Annotated in this window: 9 protein-coding genes and 2 pseudogenes; 2 read left to right on the top strand and 9 right to left on the bottom strand. The window is 73.1% G+C overall.

Annotated elements, in window-relative coordinates; translation table 11 throughout:
* The 9 genes and pseudogenes from SSOG_RS39030 to SSOG_RS38990 all read right to left on the bottom strand — a co-directional run.
* Positions 1-648, bottom strand: a 648-nt coding sequence (locus tag SSOG_RS39030; protein WP_009719830.1) for an ABC transporter permease, incomplete at its 3' end; no start/stop codon positions are given.
* Positions 645-2,177 (bottom strand): sugar ABC transporter ATP-binding protein, encoded by a 1,533-nt coding sequence (locus tag SSOG_RS39025; RefSeq protein WP_009719829.1) that lies wholly within the window; start codon positions 2,175-2,177, stop codon positions 645-647. The genes SSOG_RS39025 and SSOG_RS39030, both read right to left, overlap by 4 nt.
* A gap of 138 nt (positions 2,178-2,315) precedes the next feature.
* On the bottom strand, positions 2,316-5,102 hold the full coding sequence (locus SSOG_RS39020; RefSeq protein ID WP_039939743.1) for a SpoIIE family protein phosphatase: 2,787 nt from the start codon (positions 5,100-5,102) through the stop codon (positions 2,316-2,318).
* A 137-nt stretch (positions 5,103-5,239) separates the two neighbouring features.
* The gene (locus tag SSOG_RS39015; protein ID WP_009719827.1) at positions 5,240-6,169 is read right to left on the bottom strand and encodes a cyclase family protein; all 930 of its coding nucleotides are present in this window, start codon (positions 6,167-6,169) and stop codon (positions 5,240-5,242) included.
* Between the two features lie 44 nt (positions 6,170-6,213).
* Positions 6,214-7,584 (bottom strand): cytochrome P450, encoded by a 1,371-nt coding sequence (locus tag SSOG_RS39010; protein ID WP_009719826.1) that lies wholly within the window; start codon positions 7,582-7,584, stop codon positions 6,214-6,216.
* Positions 7,581-9,395 (bottom strand): acyl-CoA dehydrogenase family protein, encoded by a 1,815-nt coding sequence (locus SSOG_RS39005; protein ID WP_009719825.1) that lies wholly within the window; start codon positions 9,393-9,395, stop codon positions 7,581-7,583. The genes SSOG_RS39010 and SSOG_RS39005 overlap by 4 nt, the downstream gene beginning before the upstream one ends.
* A 34-nt stretch (positions 9,396-9,429) precedes the next feature.
* Entirely contained in the window at positions 9,430-9,963 is a 534-nt protein-coding gene (locus SSOG_RS39000; RefSeq protein WP_039939740.1) for an EF-hand domain-containing protein, read from the bottom strand.
* A 141-nt stretch (positions 9,964-10,104) separates the two neighbouring features.
* Positions 10,105-10,841, bottom strand: a pseudogene (locus SSOG_RS38995) (ABC transporter permease).
* A gap of 15 nt (positions 10,842-10,856) precedes the next feature.
* Positions 10,857-11,791, bottom strand: a pseudogene (locus SSOG_RS38990) (ATP-binding cassette domain-containing protein).
* Between the two features lie 107 nt (positions 11,792-11,898).
* Here SSOG_RS38990 and SSOG_RS38985 point away from each other — a divergent pair.
* Complete coding sequence (locus SSOG_RS38985; protein WP_009719821.1) at positions 11,899-13,113, top strand: sensor histidine kinase; 1,215 nt, start codon at positions 11,899-11,901, stop codon at positions 13,111-13,113.
* 36 nt (positions 13,114-13,149) lie between these two features.
* Entirely contained in the window at positions 13,150-13,812 is a 663-nt protein-coding gene (locus SSOG_RS38980) for a response regulator (RefSeq protein WP_009719820.1), read from the top strand.
* Positions 13,813-13,833 lie beyond the last annotated feature (21 nt).

Raw genomic sequence — 13,833 nt, 5'->3', positions numbered from 1 at the left:
GTACCGGCGGGTGGGGATGCCGACGAGGTCGGCGGCGCGGCGGTTCGAGCCGATGACGTACAGGTACCGGCCGAGCGGCAGCCGCTCCAGCAGCAGCCACAGGGCGACGGCCAGGGCGAGCACGTAGAAGGCGGGGACCGGCAGGCCGAGGAAGGTGGAGTCGTAGAGGTCGGTGAAGGCGTCCGGCAGGCCGTCCGGTCCGGGGACGATCCTGCCGCCGCCGGTGACCCAGCCGGTGACGGCGTAGAGCATGCTCCCGGTTCCGAGGGTGGCGATGAACGAGTCGATCTGGCCGAACTCGGTGATGACACCGTTGAACACCCCGACCACCGTGCCCCCGATGACCACCGCCAGGCAGGCCAGCGGCCACGGCCACCCTTCGTGGACGATGAGCTGCATCACCATCACATGCGCCAGGCCCAGGCCGTATCCGATGGAGAGGTCGAAGTTGCCGGTCACGATGGGGACCGTCGCACCGAGTGCGAGCATGGCCGGGATCGACTGGTTGGCCAGGATCGAGGAGATGTTGTCCAGGGTCGGGAAGGTGCGCGGCAGGGTCACGGAGAAGATGAGGAACAGCAGGGCGGTGAGGGCCAGCAGGCCGTACGTACCGATGAGGTGCCCGCCCGCCCGGGCCCGGTCGCTCATGTCCCGGACGCGGGCAGCGCCGAGGCCGCCCGGGTGAGTTCCGCGACGGTGAGCGACGCGCCGCTCAGCTCGGCCGTCACGGCGCCCCGGACGAACACCAGGGCGCGGCGGCACACCCCCGCGACCTCCTCGAAGTCGGTGGAGATGAGCACCGCCGCGAGACCGGCCGCCAGCGCGTCGTCGAGCAGCCGGTAGATCGCCGCCTTGGCCCCGATGTCCACGCTCGCGGTCGGCTCCTCCAGGATCAGCACGCGCGGCCCGCCCCTGAGCCACCGGCCGAGCACGACCTTCTGCTGGTTGCCGCCGGACAGGGTGGCGATCGGAGCCTCGCTGTCGCGGGGCCGCACCGCGAACCGGTCGATCAGGGCGAGGGCCTCGGTACGCTCCCGGCGCGGGCTGATCCAGCGCCGCGTCGGCGGACCGCCCGTACGCGGATTGGCCAACAGGTTCTCCCGTACGGTCAGTTCGGCGGCGCAGCCCTCCTCCACCCTGTTGCCGGTCACCAGGCCGACCCCCAAGGCGACGGCGGCGGCGACCGTGCGCGGGCGGTACGGCCGCCCGTCGAGGAGCGCCCGCCCGGCGACGAGCGGCCGGGCGCCCGCGAGGGCACGGCCCAGCTCCCGGTGCCCGGCGCCGGTGAGCCCCACCAGGCCGAGGATTTCCCCGGCGCGCACATCGAGGGAGACGGGTCCGCACTCGGCGGTCCGGACGCCGTCGAGGGTCAGCACGGCCGGGCCCCCGGCGGGGGCGGTGGCGGGCCGGTAGCGGGTCGGCTCGTCGCCCACGATGTCCCGCACCAGGCGGGCGGCGCCGTGTGCCGCCAGCGCGCCCCGGCTGACGAGGCGGCCGTCGCGCAGCACCGCGAAGGCGTCGGCGACCTCGTACACCTCGTCCAGGCGATGGGTGACGTAGAGGATGGCGTGCCCCAGGTCGCGCAGGGTGTGCAGGACGCCGAAGAGCCGGGCGCAGTCGGCGGCGGGGAGGCTGGCGGTGGGTTCGTCGAGGACGATGAGCCGCGCCCGTGACGCGAGGGCGCGGGCGATGGCGACCAGGGAGCGTTCGGCGGGCGCGAGGTCGGCGATCCGGGTGTCGGCCGGGAGGTCTCCGGCGACGGTCCGCAGCACCTCCGCGCCGCGCTCCCGGGTCCGCCGCCAGGAGATCAGCCCGCCACGGCGTGGATAGCCGGTGGTCAGGGCGATGTTCTCGGCGACCGTCATCCACTCCACGAGGCCGAGGTCCTGGTGGGTGAAGGACATGTTCCGGGAGGCGGCCTCGGTCCCGAGCGGATGCCCGGCCACCGTCACCGTCCCGCCGTCGGCTGGGTGGTATCCCGCGAGCACCTTGATGAGCGTGGACTTCCCGGCGCCGTTGGGGCCGAGCAGTGCGAGGACGCTGCCCGGCTGGATGTCGAGGTCGATACGGTCCAGCGCGAGCGTGCCGCCGAACCGCTTGCTGAGGCCCCGGATGCGGACGAGCGGTTCCGCTCCCGCGGCCGGGAAGTTCACCGAGGTGTCGACGGTGTCATCCACGGACGTCTCCGGGCCGACCTGGCGAGCATTCCCACCTCACATCCGCGACCTTAGCGGGACTGACCATGGCATTTACCGAAATGAACCGGGCTCGGCGGCTCCGTTACCCCAACGGGCCAACGGGTCGGCACCTCGGTCTCACGGGGTGCCGAGGGGGCATTCGGCCCAGATGACCTTGCCGTCCGGGGTGTGGCGGGTGCCCCAGGACAGCGCCAGCTGGGCGACGAGGAACAGACCGCGGCCGTCCTCGTCGGTGGTGGCCGCCCGACGCAGATGCGGGGCGGTGCTGCTGGTGTCGGAGACCTCGCAGATCAAGGTGCGGCTGTGCAGCAGCCGCACCTTGATGGGCCCGCTCGCATGCCGCAGGGCGTTGGTGACCAGCTCACTGAGCAGCAGCTCCGCCACGAACGCGACCTCTCCCCGGCCCCAGTCGGCCAGCTGCCGGTCGGCGGCGGCCCGGATCTCGGGGACGACGGCCGGATCGGTGGGCAGCTCCCAGGTGGCGACCCGGTCCGCGTCGAAGGCGTGGGTGCGGGCGACGAGCACGGCGATGTCGTCGCACGGGTGGACGGGCGCCACGTCGTCCAGGACCGCCTGGCAGGTGTCCTCGGGGGTGCGCTGCGGGTGGGCCAGGACCGCGCGCAGCCGGTCGAGGGCCACGTCGATGCCACGGTGCCGGTCCTCGATCAGCCCGTCGGTGTAGAGCACCAGCTGACTGCCCTCGGAGACCTCGATCTCGGCGGTCTCGAAGGGCAGACCGCCCAGCCCGAGCGGGGGCCCGGCGGGCAGGTCGGGGAACGACACGGTGCCGTCGGGGCGGACCAGCGCGGGCGGCGGGTGACCGGCGCGGGCCATGGCGCAGCGCTGCGAGGTCGGGTCGTAGACGACGTACAGACACGTCGCGCCGATGATGCCGAAGCCGTCGCCGGAGCCCTCGCTGCTCTCCTCCCGGTCCAGGCGCAGCACCAGGTTGTCGAGGTGGGTCAGCACCTCGTCCGGGGGGAAGTCGAGTTCGGCGAAGCTGCGCGCGGCGGTGCGCAGCCGTCCCATGGTGGCGGCGGAGTGCATGCCGTGGCCGACGACGTCGCCGACGACGAGCCCGACACGGGTGCCGGGCAGCGGGATGATGTCGTACCAGTCCCCGCCCACCCGGGACTCGGCGGGCAGATAGCGGTGGGCGACCTCGACCGCGTCCTGACCGGGCACGCCGTGCGGGAGCAGGCTGTGCTGGAGGGCCAGGACCATGTTGTGTTCGCGGGTGTAGCGCCGGGCGTTGTCCATGGACAGCGCGGCGCGGGTCGCCAGTTCCTGGGCCAGTGAACGGTCGTCGTCCCCGAACGGCGCGGGGTCGAGCGAGCGGTAGAAGCTGACGATGCCCAGGACGGTGCCACGGGCGACCAGGGGGACGGCGATGAGGGAGCGGACGTGGGACAGCAGCCGCGTGGTGTGCTCGGGGTCCTGGATGAGCCAGCCCGCGGCGGTCTTCAGGTCGGGTTCGAGGACCGCGTGCCCGGTGTTCACACAGCGCAGCTGGGGCGTGGTGGGGTGGTAGGTGATCCGCTTGCCGACCGGGTAGAAGGGGCAGTCGTCGCGGATGCCGTGGATCACCGCGCGGCGCAGGTCGCGCCGGGGGTCGAGGGGTTCGTCACCGCGCAGCACGGCGTCCGGCAGGTCGATGGTGACGAAGTCGGCCAGCCCCGGGACGGCCGTCTCGGCGAGTTCCTGGGCGGTGCGGAGCACATCCAGGGTGGTGCCGATGCTCGCGCTGGCCTCGGACAGCAGCTCCATGCGCCGCCGCGCCGCCAGGGCGTACTTCCCCACCTCCGGCTCGCCGACCAGCACCAGCCCGGCCAGCCCGTCGGTGACGTGGCCCCGCTCGGCGCGGCGCGCCCGGACGGCCGGGGCCTCGGGGGCGGACGTCGCGGCGGCCGGTGCGCGCCGGGCGGAGGGGGGCGGGATGGTGAGATGCAGGGGGAGGCTGAGGGACGGCCTCGGTGAGTGGTCGGGGAACATGGCCTCGATCACCATGCCCTCCACCCCGGCCGCGCTCGTCATCGGGCGGCTCACGAGGGTGACCCGCCGCCCGTCGGACAGGGTCACGCCGATGGCGGCCCGCTGCCCGTGCGACAGCAGCTCGGCCGCCCACTCCTTGATCATCATCTGGTCGCCCCGGGGCAGCCCCTGGACGAAGGCGTCCACCCCCATGGTGTGCGCGCCGCCCTCGCCGGTGCCCGTCGCACCGGCCGCGTCCAGGTACGCGCGCAGCAGCCCGCGCTCCCGCGCCGAACTCTGCGCCAGCAGCCGCCGCTCGATGGCCTGGGCCGCCCTGCGCAGCACGCCGTCCAGCACCGGATGCCCGGAGCTGCGCGGAAAGGCCATGCACAGAATGCCCTCGATGCGCCCGCTCAGCGGGTCGCGGACGGGTATCGCGCTGCACCCGTTCGACAGGCCGCGCTCGGAGAAGTGCTCGGCGCCGTAGACCTGGATGAGCCGCCGTTCCGCCAGGGCGAGGCCGATGCCGTTGGTACCGGCGAACTGCTCGGCGAAGACGAAGCCCGGTGTCTGCTGGATCGGCGGGAGGGTTCTGGCCCACGCGTCGTCGCCGAAGCGGCGCTGGAGCACGGTCCCGTCTCCGTCGGCGAGCGCGATGTTCATCGGGCTGCCCCGGAACCTGGCCCGCAGCCGGTCGAGCACCGGGGCGGCGGCGCGGACCAGCCGGCCTTCGGAATCGACCTGCCGGTACGGAAGCTCGAAGCCGCCCAGCGGCAGGCCCAGCATCCGGCAGCGCTGCCACGAGTTCAGGATCAGGCCTCGTACGCCCGCCTGAACCGCCTCCCCCTCGAGGAAGCGCTCACGCGAACGTGCGGGCCCGATGCCGCCTGCCACGAGCCCCGCCAGGAGCACATCCTCACCGGACCGAATCACGCCTCTCCTAGCAATTCGCTGTGATTAGCCCCAAAAGCCCACTCTTCGACAATAACGGGTACGGGCAAGACCCTGGAGGGCAGAAAAGCATGTATTCGACGCATTACATACGGTGACCGGATCGAGGGGGTCGCCGGTCACAGCACCGCGACCGGGGTGACGGGTGAGCCGGTTCCCCCCGGAACGTTCAACGGCGCCACGACCAGCAGAAACGCGAAGCGACCCGCCTCGGCCGTGGCGGCGGAGAGCGCTTCGAGATCGAGGTTGTCCAGCAGCGGCACCCCTATCGCGGCCAGGGCGAGCGCATGGACCGGCGAGTGCACACCGTCGACCGGCGAGGGCCGTACGTCGTTGTCGCCGTCCCCGCCGAGCAGGGCGATACCGCGCTCGGCCAGCAACGGGACGGCGTCCACATGCAGCCCCGCGCTCGCCGCGTCCGGATCCCAGGCGCCGCGCTCTGCTCGACGGCGAGGGCTCCCGGAACGCAGCAGCACCGCGTCCCCCTCCCCGATCGCCACCCCCAGCGCCCGTTCGGCGGCGACGATGTCCTCGGCGTGCACCGCCTGCCCCGGCTCCAGCCAGGCGGTCCCCAGGACGGCGGGAAGGTCGAGCAGGACGCCCGTCGTGACGAGCGGCCCGAGCGCGCCGACCGCCCCGTAGTGGGCGCCCGCGGCGTCGATCACCTCGTGCGCCGCCCGGCCACCGTAGAGCTGCCCCCGGTAGGCGGCGTGGCACAGCGCATCGAGATGGGTCATGCCCTTGCCGTGGTAGTCGGCGGCGAGGAAGTCCTTGTGCACGGAGGGCTCCGGCGCTTCCACGTCGCCGAGGTCCGTCATGTGGTGCAGGGCGGGCTTGGGGTTGTCCGGCGCGGACCGCGTGTCCCAGGGCCGTGCCAGCGGGACGACCGCCCCTGACCGTACGCGGGAGACGGCCCGCCGCACCTGCTCCGGGGTCACCCGGTTCCAGGCGCCGCGGTCGGCCGGGGTCCAGCGCCCCCACGTCCGGACCGTCTCGAAGAGCGCGTCGAACTCCTCGCGGGAGACGGCGGGTCCATTGCTGCTGGTCATCCGTGCTCACCCCGATGGGGTTCGGAACGGCTTCCGGGAAAAGTCTATAAGTTCCAGATGCGTGAGGCGGGGCGGTGCGCCCGGCGCGGGCGGAGCCGGATGCGTCCGCCCCGGGCGGGGACGATCGTCACCGCGAGGAGCCGGGCCGGCTCCAGGGGGCCGGACGGTTCGGGGACAGCGGTCGCGAGGATCTCGCGCAGGACGGTCTCGATCTCCAGCTGGGCCAGCGGCACCCCTATGCAGCGCCGCAGGCCGCCGCCGAACGGCGTCAGCGCGTAGGGCACCGGGTCCGGGCCCAGATGGCGCCCGGGCCGGAAGGCGTCGGGGTCCGGCCATAGCTCGGGGTCGAGGTGGGTGAGCGGGAACAGCGCCGCGACGAACGCGTGCCGGGGCACCGGGTGGCCGCCCAGCTCCGTGTCGTGTGCCGCGGTGCGCATCGCGTTGTAGACGGCGGGGCGCAGCCGGGCGGACTCCTTGACGGTCGCCTTGAGCAGCCGGTCCGAGCCCGCGTCGAGGTCGGCGACCAGGTCGTCGCGGGCGGCGGGATGGTGGGCGAGTAGATGCAGGGTCCAGGCGATCGTGGTCGCCGTGGTCTCGTAACCGGCCAGGACGAGGCCGGTCAACTCGTCCACCAGCTGTGCGTCGTCCAGCCCGGCGCCGTGTTCGTCGCGGGCGTCCAGCAGCATGGACAGCACGTCGTCGCGGTGGGCTCGGTCGGGCGCGGCCCGGCGCGCGGCGATCTCCTCGCGGGTCAGGGCCCGCACGGCCGCGCGGAGCCGGAGGAAGCGGCCGCCCGGCGAGAGCGGACCGAGATCGCGCCGCAGCGGCCCCGGAAGGAACAGCACGGCGAGGTTGCCCGTGTCGACGAACGCGTTCAGCGCGATGCGGAAGGTGGCGACGCGGGCCGGGTCCGTCAGGCCGAAGACGACTCTCAGGATGACGTCGAGCGTCAGCCGCTGCGCCCACGGCCGCACGGGAACGCCGTCCCTGCCCAGCAGTTCGGGCAGGCCGGTGTACACGAGCTCCCGCACCCGCTGCGCCCAGCAGGCGATCCGCTCCCCGTGGAAGGGCGGCAGCAGAAGCTTGCGGTGGCTCAGATGCAGGGGCGGTGGCGTGCAGATCAGCGATCGGGCGCCGACCGCGGGCGCCAGCAGGGCGGCGCCGTCACCGCCGGTGAACCGCTCGTGGTCGGTCAGCACCGCCCGGTTGGCCGCGGCGTCGGCCGCACAGACGAGGGCACCGCGGTAGGGGTAGGTGCGGAGCGAGAAGACCGGCCCGAACCGGCGGCGCAGGGAGCGCGCGTAGCCCTGGGGGTCGCGGAGCATCCGCGCCGTCTGCACGGGCCGTGGCGCCGGGGAGGCCGGTGGGAAGCGCCGGGGGTCCCAGGGCGGTTCCCGGGTGAACGCGTCGCTCATGGCTGCCAGGGCCCGGCCGGGTCGTCGTAGGCGGCGGCGTAACCGTCGGTGGCGATGGGCGCCTGGAGGATGTCGTCCGGGATGGCGAACGCCTCCACGAGGGCCGGTGCGTGGGGCGCCAGTGCGGCGGCGACGCGGTCGACGGCGGGGGCGAGGTCGCGGACCGTGTCGGCGGTGAGGTGCCCGTCCGCCAGCAGCGGGCCCGCGTGGGGCGCGAGGCGTTGCAGGGCGAACAGGCGGAACACCTGCTCCAGCAGGCCGCGCGTGGCATCGTCGGCGACGCGGTCGACAGCGGTCAGGAACGCCTCGGCGGCGCGCCGGGTGGCGTACGCGTCGACCAGGTCCAGGGCCGGGTTCACCGCCTGGTTCCAGCGGTCCAGCGCGCCGTCGCCGGCCCGGCCGAGCCGATTGCGGGCCTGCTGGAGGCAGGACAGCTCGTGCCGCACGAGCAGGTCGAGCAGCCGGGCGCGGTCGGTCGGCGGGCCGGACCGGGCGGCGGGGGCCGGGGGCGGGCTGTAGCCGCGCCCGGTCAGCATGTCGGCGGCGGCCTTCGTCCAGATGACGAGGTTGTCCCCTTCGGCGGTGATGGTGGACTCGATCGGCGTGAGCAGGTCGACGATGCGGTTGGCCGACAACAGCCCCTGGGCGCCGCAGCGTTCGCGGCACTCGATCGCGATGTCCCTGGCCTGCCAGGTGATCCAGCCCTTCGCCGCCGCGACGAGGACCTCCGCCTCGGCCGATTCGGGGTCGTCCCGCCCGGTGCAGTGGCGGGTGGCCTCGCGCAGCAGGAAGGTCGCCGCGTAGGCGTGGGCCGCCGCGCCGAGCAGTCTGGTCTGGTTGCAGCGGTAGGCGAAGAGCGGGACACCGGTCCGGCTCGCCGGGGCGAAGGTGTGCCGCCGGTGGGCGTAGCGCACGGCGATAGTGAGTGCCGCCCGGGCTCCGCTCAGCGCCGCCGCGGCCAGGCAGAGCTTGCCCGTGGTGACGCGCTGGATGGACCGCAGGAACCGGCCGCGCCGGCTGCCGATCGCGCTGCGGAAGGCACCCTCGGCGGTCAGGTCCGCGTGGTCACCGGCCAGCAGCGCCGTACGCTCCAGCACGACGTGGTCGAACGAGGTGATGGCGTGGTCGACCGACGAACCGGGGGTCTCCGAGAGGGGCCGTATCCGGATGCCGGGCAGCGGCCCCCGCTCGTCGCGCAGCGGCACCAGGAACAGGAACACGCCGCAGTCCTGGCCGCGGACGATCAGCCGGGCCGCGACCAGTCCGCTCTTGCGGCCCCCGGCGGCACCGGTGTTGGGCATGAACTTCTGGGCCCCGGCCGACGGGGTGTGGAGGACGAAGGTGTCGGCCTCGGGCTGGTGGACCGCGGTGGTCTCCAGCTCGGCGGCGTTGTTCCCGTAGCCGAGTTCGGTGATCAGCACCGTGCCGAACCGCCACAGCCGGGTGAACGGTGCGAGGTCCACGGCGCGGCGGGGGTCGAGGCGGAGGAGGCTGCCGAGGAACAGGTTGTAGTGAATGGTCGCCAGAGTGGTCAGCGATCCGTCGACCATTCCCAGCCATTCGTGCAGTGACACCAGCCGGTCCGTCGCCGTGACGAACTCCTCGACGGATTCGATTCCTTCATTGACGGCGCGCAAACGCTCATAAGCGAGCGCGGAACGCTCCGACAGCGACAATCCATCGCGGTATCGGAAAATGTCCCGACGGAGTTTCTCCGTCCAGGGCCTGTGCAGATCGTCGAATCGCCCGTCGAAGAGCACCTCGGTCAGCAGCGACACCCGTGCCCGGCCCGCCATGACGGCAGTGCCCATCTCCGCCCTCTCCCCCGCCCGCCGCGGACTCAGTTCACAGGGCGCCGAAGAGCAGATGGCTCGCCGTGTTGGCCGGGTCCTCGTCGCGGTAGAACTGCGCCGCGGCGGTCATCAGCTGGTCCTTCGTCAGCTGGCCGCCCTCCTCGGCCAGCCGGTCGAAGGCCGCCCCGGCCTCCGCCTCGGGGACCCCGACCGCGGAGATGACCGCGACGAAGTCCTCCCGGCCGACCAGGCCGTCGTCATCCCGGTCGGCGAGGTGGAAGCCCGCCCGGTAGAGCGGGCCGATCAGCATGTCGAAGTGGTCGCTGACCTGGTGCAGGGCCTGACGGAACTCACCCTTGTCGATCCGCCCGTCGCCATCGGCGTCGGCGGTCTCGCGCAGGGCCCGCCAGTACGTCATCAACGCGTCGGCGTATTCCTTGCCCTTGGCCGCCGCGCGCTCCTCGCCGACGGCGGCCAGCACGCGGCCACCCATCAGTTCGAAGTCGTCCTCGGCGATCACACCGTCGCCATTAGCGTCCAGCAAGGCGAACAGCTTTTCATATTTCTGGTCCAGTAGTGCGCCCATGCGGTCCCCACCCTCCAGTGCCGACAGTCCGCCGCGCCTCGAATATTTTCCGAAGCGCATGAAAGATTACCGAGAGCGGTCGGGAGAATTCACCCGTCATGGATTCTCTTTGGAGTGAAAAGCGCGCCTCATACGTGACGTTCAGGCATCGCGTCGGCGCACGGCCTGCCAACCGGCCAGGAGCGCGGCCGCCGCCCACAGCGCCGTCACCGCGAGGCCCGCCCAAGGGCCGACGCTCCCCTCCGGGACCTGGTGCAGCACTTGTTGTCCGGCGCGGTCCGGCAGATAGTCGGCGGGCGCTCCCGGCGATGTCCCCCGACCACGAAGCCCACGATCAGGATGAACGGGATGAGCAGGCTCAGCACCGCGGTGGCGCTGCGCAGCAGGAAGGTGAGCCCCGCGGCGAACAGGGCCATCAGCGCGAGGTAGATCCCCGCGCCGACGCAGGCCCGCAGCGCTCCCGGTTCGCCGAGGCCGATGGCGCCCTCGCCCAGGAACGCCTGGCCCGCGAAGAAGGAGGCGAAGGCGGTGGCGAGCCCCACGGCGAGACCGGCACCGGCCACGGCCGCCGTCTTGGCCGCGTAGAACAGGCCCCGGAGCGGCACGGCCGACAGGGAGATCCGCAGGGCGCCGTTCGCGTACTCGGAGGAGACGGCGGTTGCGCCGAAGGAGATGGCGGCGATCTGCGCGAAGTTGATCCCGTAGAAGGCGTCGAAGACGTGGTCCTTGCTGTCGTCCAGCTCTGCCTTGCCGACGGTGGCGTAGACCAGCACGGTGATGGCGAGCGTGGCGGCGAAGACCGCGATGAGGGAGCCGAAGCTCGCCCGGATGGATCTGATCTTGAGCCACTCGGAGTGCAGCACCGCTGTGACGGACATGGTCGGGCCTCCTGTTCAGGTGGTCGGGGTGGTGGGGGCGGCGGTGGCGGCGGCGAACTCCGCCTCGTCCGCGGTGAGGGCGAGGTAGGCCTGCTCCAACGAGGCGCGCTCATCGGCCAGTTCGAGGACGGGGATGCCCTCGCGGGCGGCGACGGCCCCGACCTGCTCGGCCCTGGCGCCCTCGACCACCCATCCGCCGTCCTCATCGCCCAGGACGGTGTAGCCGTCGCCCAGCAGCGTGGCCCGCAGCCGGGCGGGGTCGCCCGCGCGCACCCGTACCCGCGCCTGGCTGTGCTGCTCGATGAAGTCGGGCATGGAGACGTCGGCGAGGAGTCGGCCCCGGGCGAGGACGACGAGGTGGTCGGCGTAGGTGGCGGTCTCGTTCATCAGGTGGCTGGAGACCAGGATCGTGCGCCCCTCCTCGGCGAGTCGGCGCAGCAACTGGCGGATCCAGACGATGCCTTCCGGATCGAGTCCGTTGGCGGGCTCGTCCAGCAGGAGCACCGGCGGGTCGCCGAGGAGTGCGGTGGCGATGCCGAGGCGCTGGCGCATGCCCAGCGAGAAGGTTTTGATGCGGCGGCCCGCCACGGTGGCGAGGCCGGTCTCCTCCAGCACCTCGTCCGCGCGGCGGTCCGGCAGGCGGTTGCTGACGGCGAGGCAGCGCAGATGGTCGCGGGCGGTCCGGGAGCCGTGGGCCGCCTGGGCGTCGAGCAGCGCCCCGGCCGTGCGCAGGGGTTCGCGCAGGGTCGCGTACGGGCGGCCGCCGATGGTGGCGGTGCCGGAGGTGGGGCGGTCGAGGCCGAGGATGAGCGCATGTTGCTGACTTTTCGGCGCGTTGGGGCCGAGGAACCCCGGTGACCCGGCCCGGTTCGACGCTCAGCGTGAGCCGGTCGACGGGCCCGGGTGCTGCCGTATTCCTTCGTCAGGTCGTGCACGTCGATGGTGGTCATGGCGTCAAGCCTGGCCGGGCGGCCGGGGCCGAGCATCCCCCGCCGGAGGATGCCGTCTCCCCCGCGCGGGGGAGCCGCGGCCCCGCCCGCTCTGCCACGATGACCGCATGCCGCGCCTCCTGCTGCCGCTGACGCGTGCGGTCACCTACACCCGCTGGCTCCATCTGCTGGTGGGGTCGATCGTGCCGTTCGTCTGCGCCATGATCTATCCGGGGCTGACCCGTCCGTCACCGGCCGACTGGGCACTGATCGCGGTGCTGCCGGTCCCCCTGGTCCTGGCGGCGGCCGTGGTGCCCGAGACGCGCCGGGCGGAGGGGCTCCAGGCGCGGTTGATGCTGTTCCCCGGGCCGCAGGCGCGCGTACCCGGTGAGGAGGATCCGGGGGTCTCGGCCGCTCCGTCCGCTTCGTGGAGCGACCGGGTCAGGACGGGCGCCTGGCTGGTGCTGCGCCTGGAGGTCGGGCTCGCCGACGCGCTGGTGACGGGGCAGTTGATGGCCCTGTCCCTGTCGCTCGCCGGGGCGGCCGTCGGGGAGCCCGCCGTGGGCGACGCGCCGTTGCAGGTATCCGGTACGGGCTGGGCGTACGCACTGCTGATACCGGTTCCCCTGCTGGTGCTGGTCGCCCTGGCCGCCGGGGCGGGCGCCCTCATGGCGGAGGCCGCCCGGCGGCTGCTCGGCCCGTCGCCCAGGGAACGGCTGGCGGAGTTGGAGGAACGTACCGAACGGCTACTGGAACGCAACCGCATCGCACGGGAGTTGCACGACTCCCTCGGCCACGCCCTCACCCTGGCCGTGGTGCAGGCGGGCGCCGCCCGGACGGCCGGTGACCCGAAATTCACCGATCGGGCGCTGGAGACCATCGAGGAGTCGGGGCGGGCCGCGCTGGAGGATCTGGAACGCGTTCTGATGGTCTTGCGGGAGACGGCGCGGCCGCCCGGCGCCCGTCCGGCGCTCGGCGACGCGGGCCGGCTGCTGGACTCCGCCCGGTCCTCGGGTGCGTGCGTCGACGCCGAGGTGACCGGCCCGCTGGAGCGGGTGCCGGGCCCGGTGTCCCGCGAGGGCTACCGGATCCTCCAGGAGGCGCTGACCAATGTGCTGCGGCACGCGGGCCCCGTCCCCGTCCGCGTCCGCATCGCCGTGGACGAGGCGTGGCTGCGGCTGGAGGTGCGCAACCCCCTGTCCGCGGCGGCGGCGTTGGCCGTCACGGGCGGTGGCAGCGGGCTGCGCGGGATCCGTGAGCGCGCGGCGCTGCTCGGCGGGAAGGCGCGTACGGAGCCGGACGGCGGTCAGTGGCTGGTCCACGTCGATCTGCCGCTGCGATGATGCTGCGGTGATCAAGTCACCGCCTATGCTGGGCGGATGCTCACCGTTCTCCTGGTCGACGACGAGCCTCTGGTGAGGGCGGGCCTGCGCGCCGTGCTGGAGGCGCAACCGGACATCGAGGTGGTGGGCGAGGCGGCCGACGGCGCCGCCGTGATCCCCCTGGTGCGGCGGCTGCGGCCGGACGTCGTCGCCATGGACGTACGGATGCCCCTGATGGACGGCATCGAGGCCACCCGTACCGTCCTGCGCACGGTGCCGGACCCGCCGAAGATCATCGTGGTGACGACCTTCGAGAACGACGAGTACGTGTACGGGGCGCTGCGCGCGGGCGCCGATGGGTTCCTGCTGAAGCGGGCGCGCCCGGCGGAGATCGTGCACGCCGTGCGGCTGGTGGCCGAGGGCGACTCGCTGCTGTTCCCGGCGGCGGTGCGGCAGTTGGCCGCCTCGTACGGTGAGAACGACGGCAGCGCCGAGGGCCGGGCGGCCCTGGAGCGTGCCGCGCTGACCGAGCGGGAGGGGGACGTGCTGCGGCTGGTGGCCCGCGGACTGTCGAACGCGGAGATCGCGGCGCGTCTGGTGGTGGGCACCGAGACCGTCAAGTCGCATGTGAGTTCCGTGCTGGCGAAGCTCGGGGCGCGGGACCGCACCCAGGCGGTCATCGCCGCGTACGAATCCGGCTTCGTGTCACCGGGCGGATGACCCCCGCGACGGCCCGAACGC

Source organism: Streptomyces himastatinicus ATCC 53653, assembly GCF_000158915.1.
GTDB lineage: Bacteria > Actinomycetota > Actinomycetes > Streptomycetales > Streptomycetaceae > Streptomyces > Streptomyces himastatinicus.
Note: the sequence above shows the minus strand (reverse complement) of the source record. Positions and strands in the feature narration are given on the sequence as shown.

Coding starts and splice junctions, on each gene's coding strand:
- SSOG_RS39010 (WP_009719826.1), bottom strand. CDS start 7,584: ATGAGCGACGCGTTCACCCGGGAACCGCCCTGGGACCCCCGGCGCTTC.
- SSOG_RS38980 (WP_009719820.1), top strand. CDS start 13,150: ATGCTCACCGTTCTCCTGGTCGACGACGAGCCTCTGGTGAGGGCGGGC.
- SSOG_RS39005 (WP_009719825.1), bottom strand. CDS start 9,395: ATGGGCACTGCCGTCATGGCGGGCCGGGCACGGGTGTCGCTGCTGACC.
- SSOG_RS39000 (WP_039939740.1), bottom strand. CDS start 9,963: ATGGGCGCACTACTGGACCAGAAATATGAAAAGCTGTTCGCCTTGCTG.
- SSOG_RS38985 (WP_009719821.1), top strand. CDS start 11,899: ATGCCGCGCCTCCTGCTGCCGCTGACGCGTGCGGTCACCTACACCCGC.
- SSOG_RS39015 (WP_009719827.1), bottom strand. CDS start 6,169: ATGACCAGCAGCAATGGACCCGCCGTCTCCCGCGAGGAGTTCGACGCG.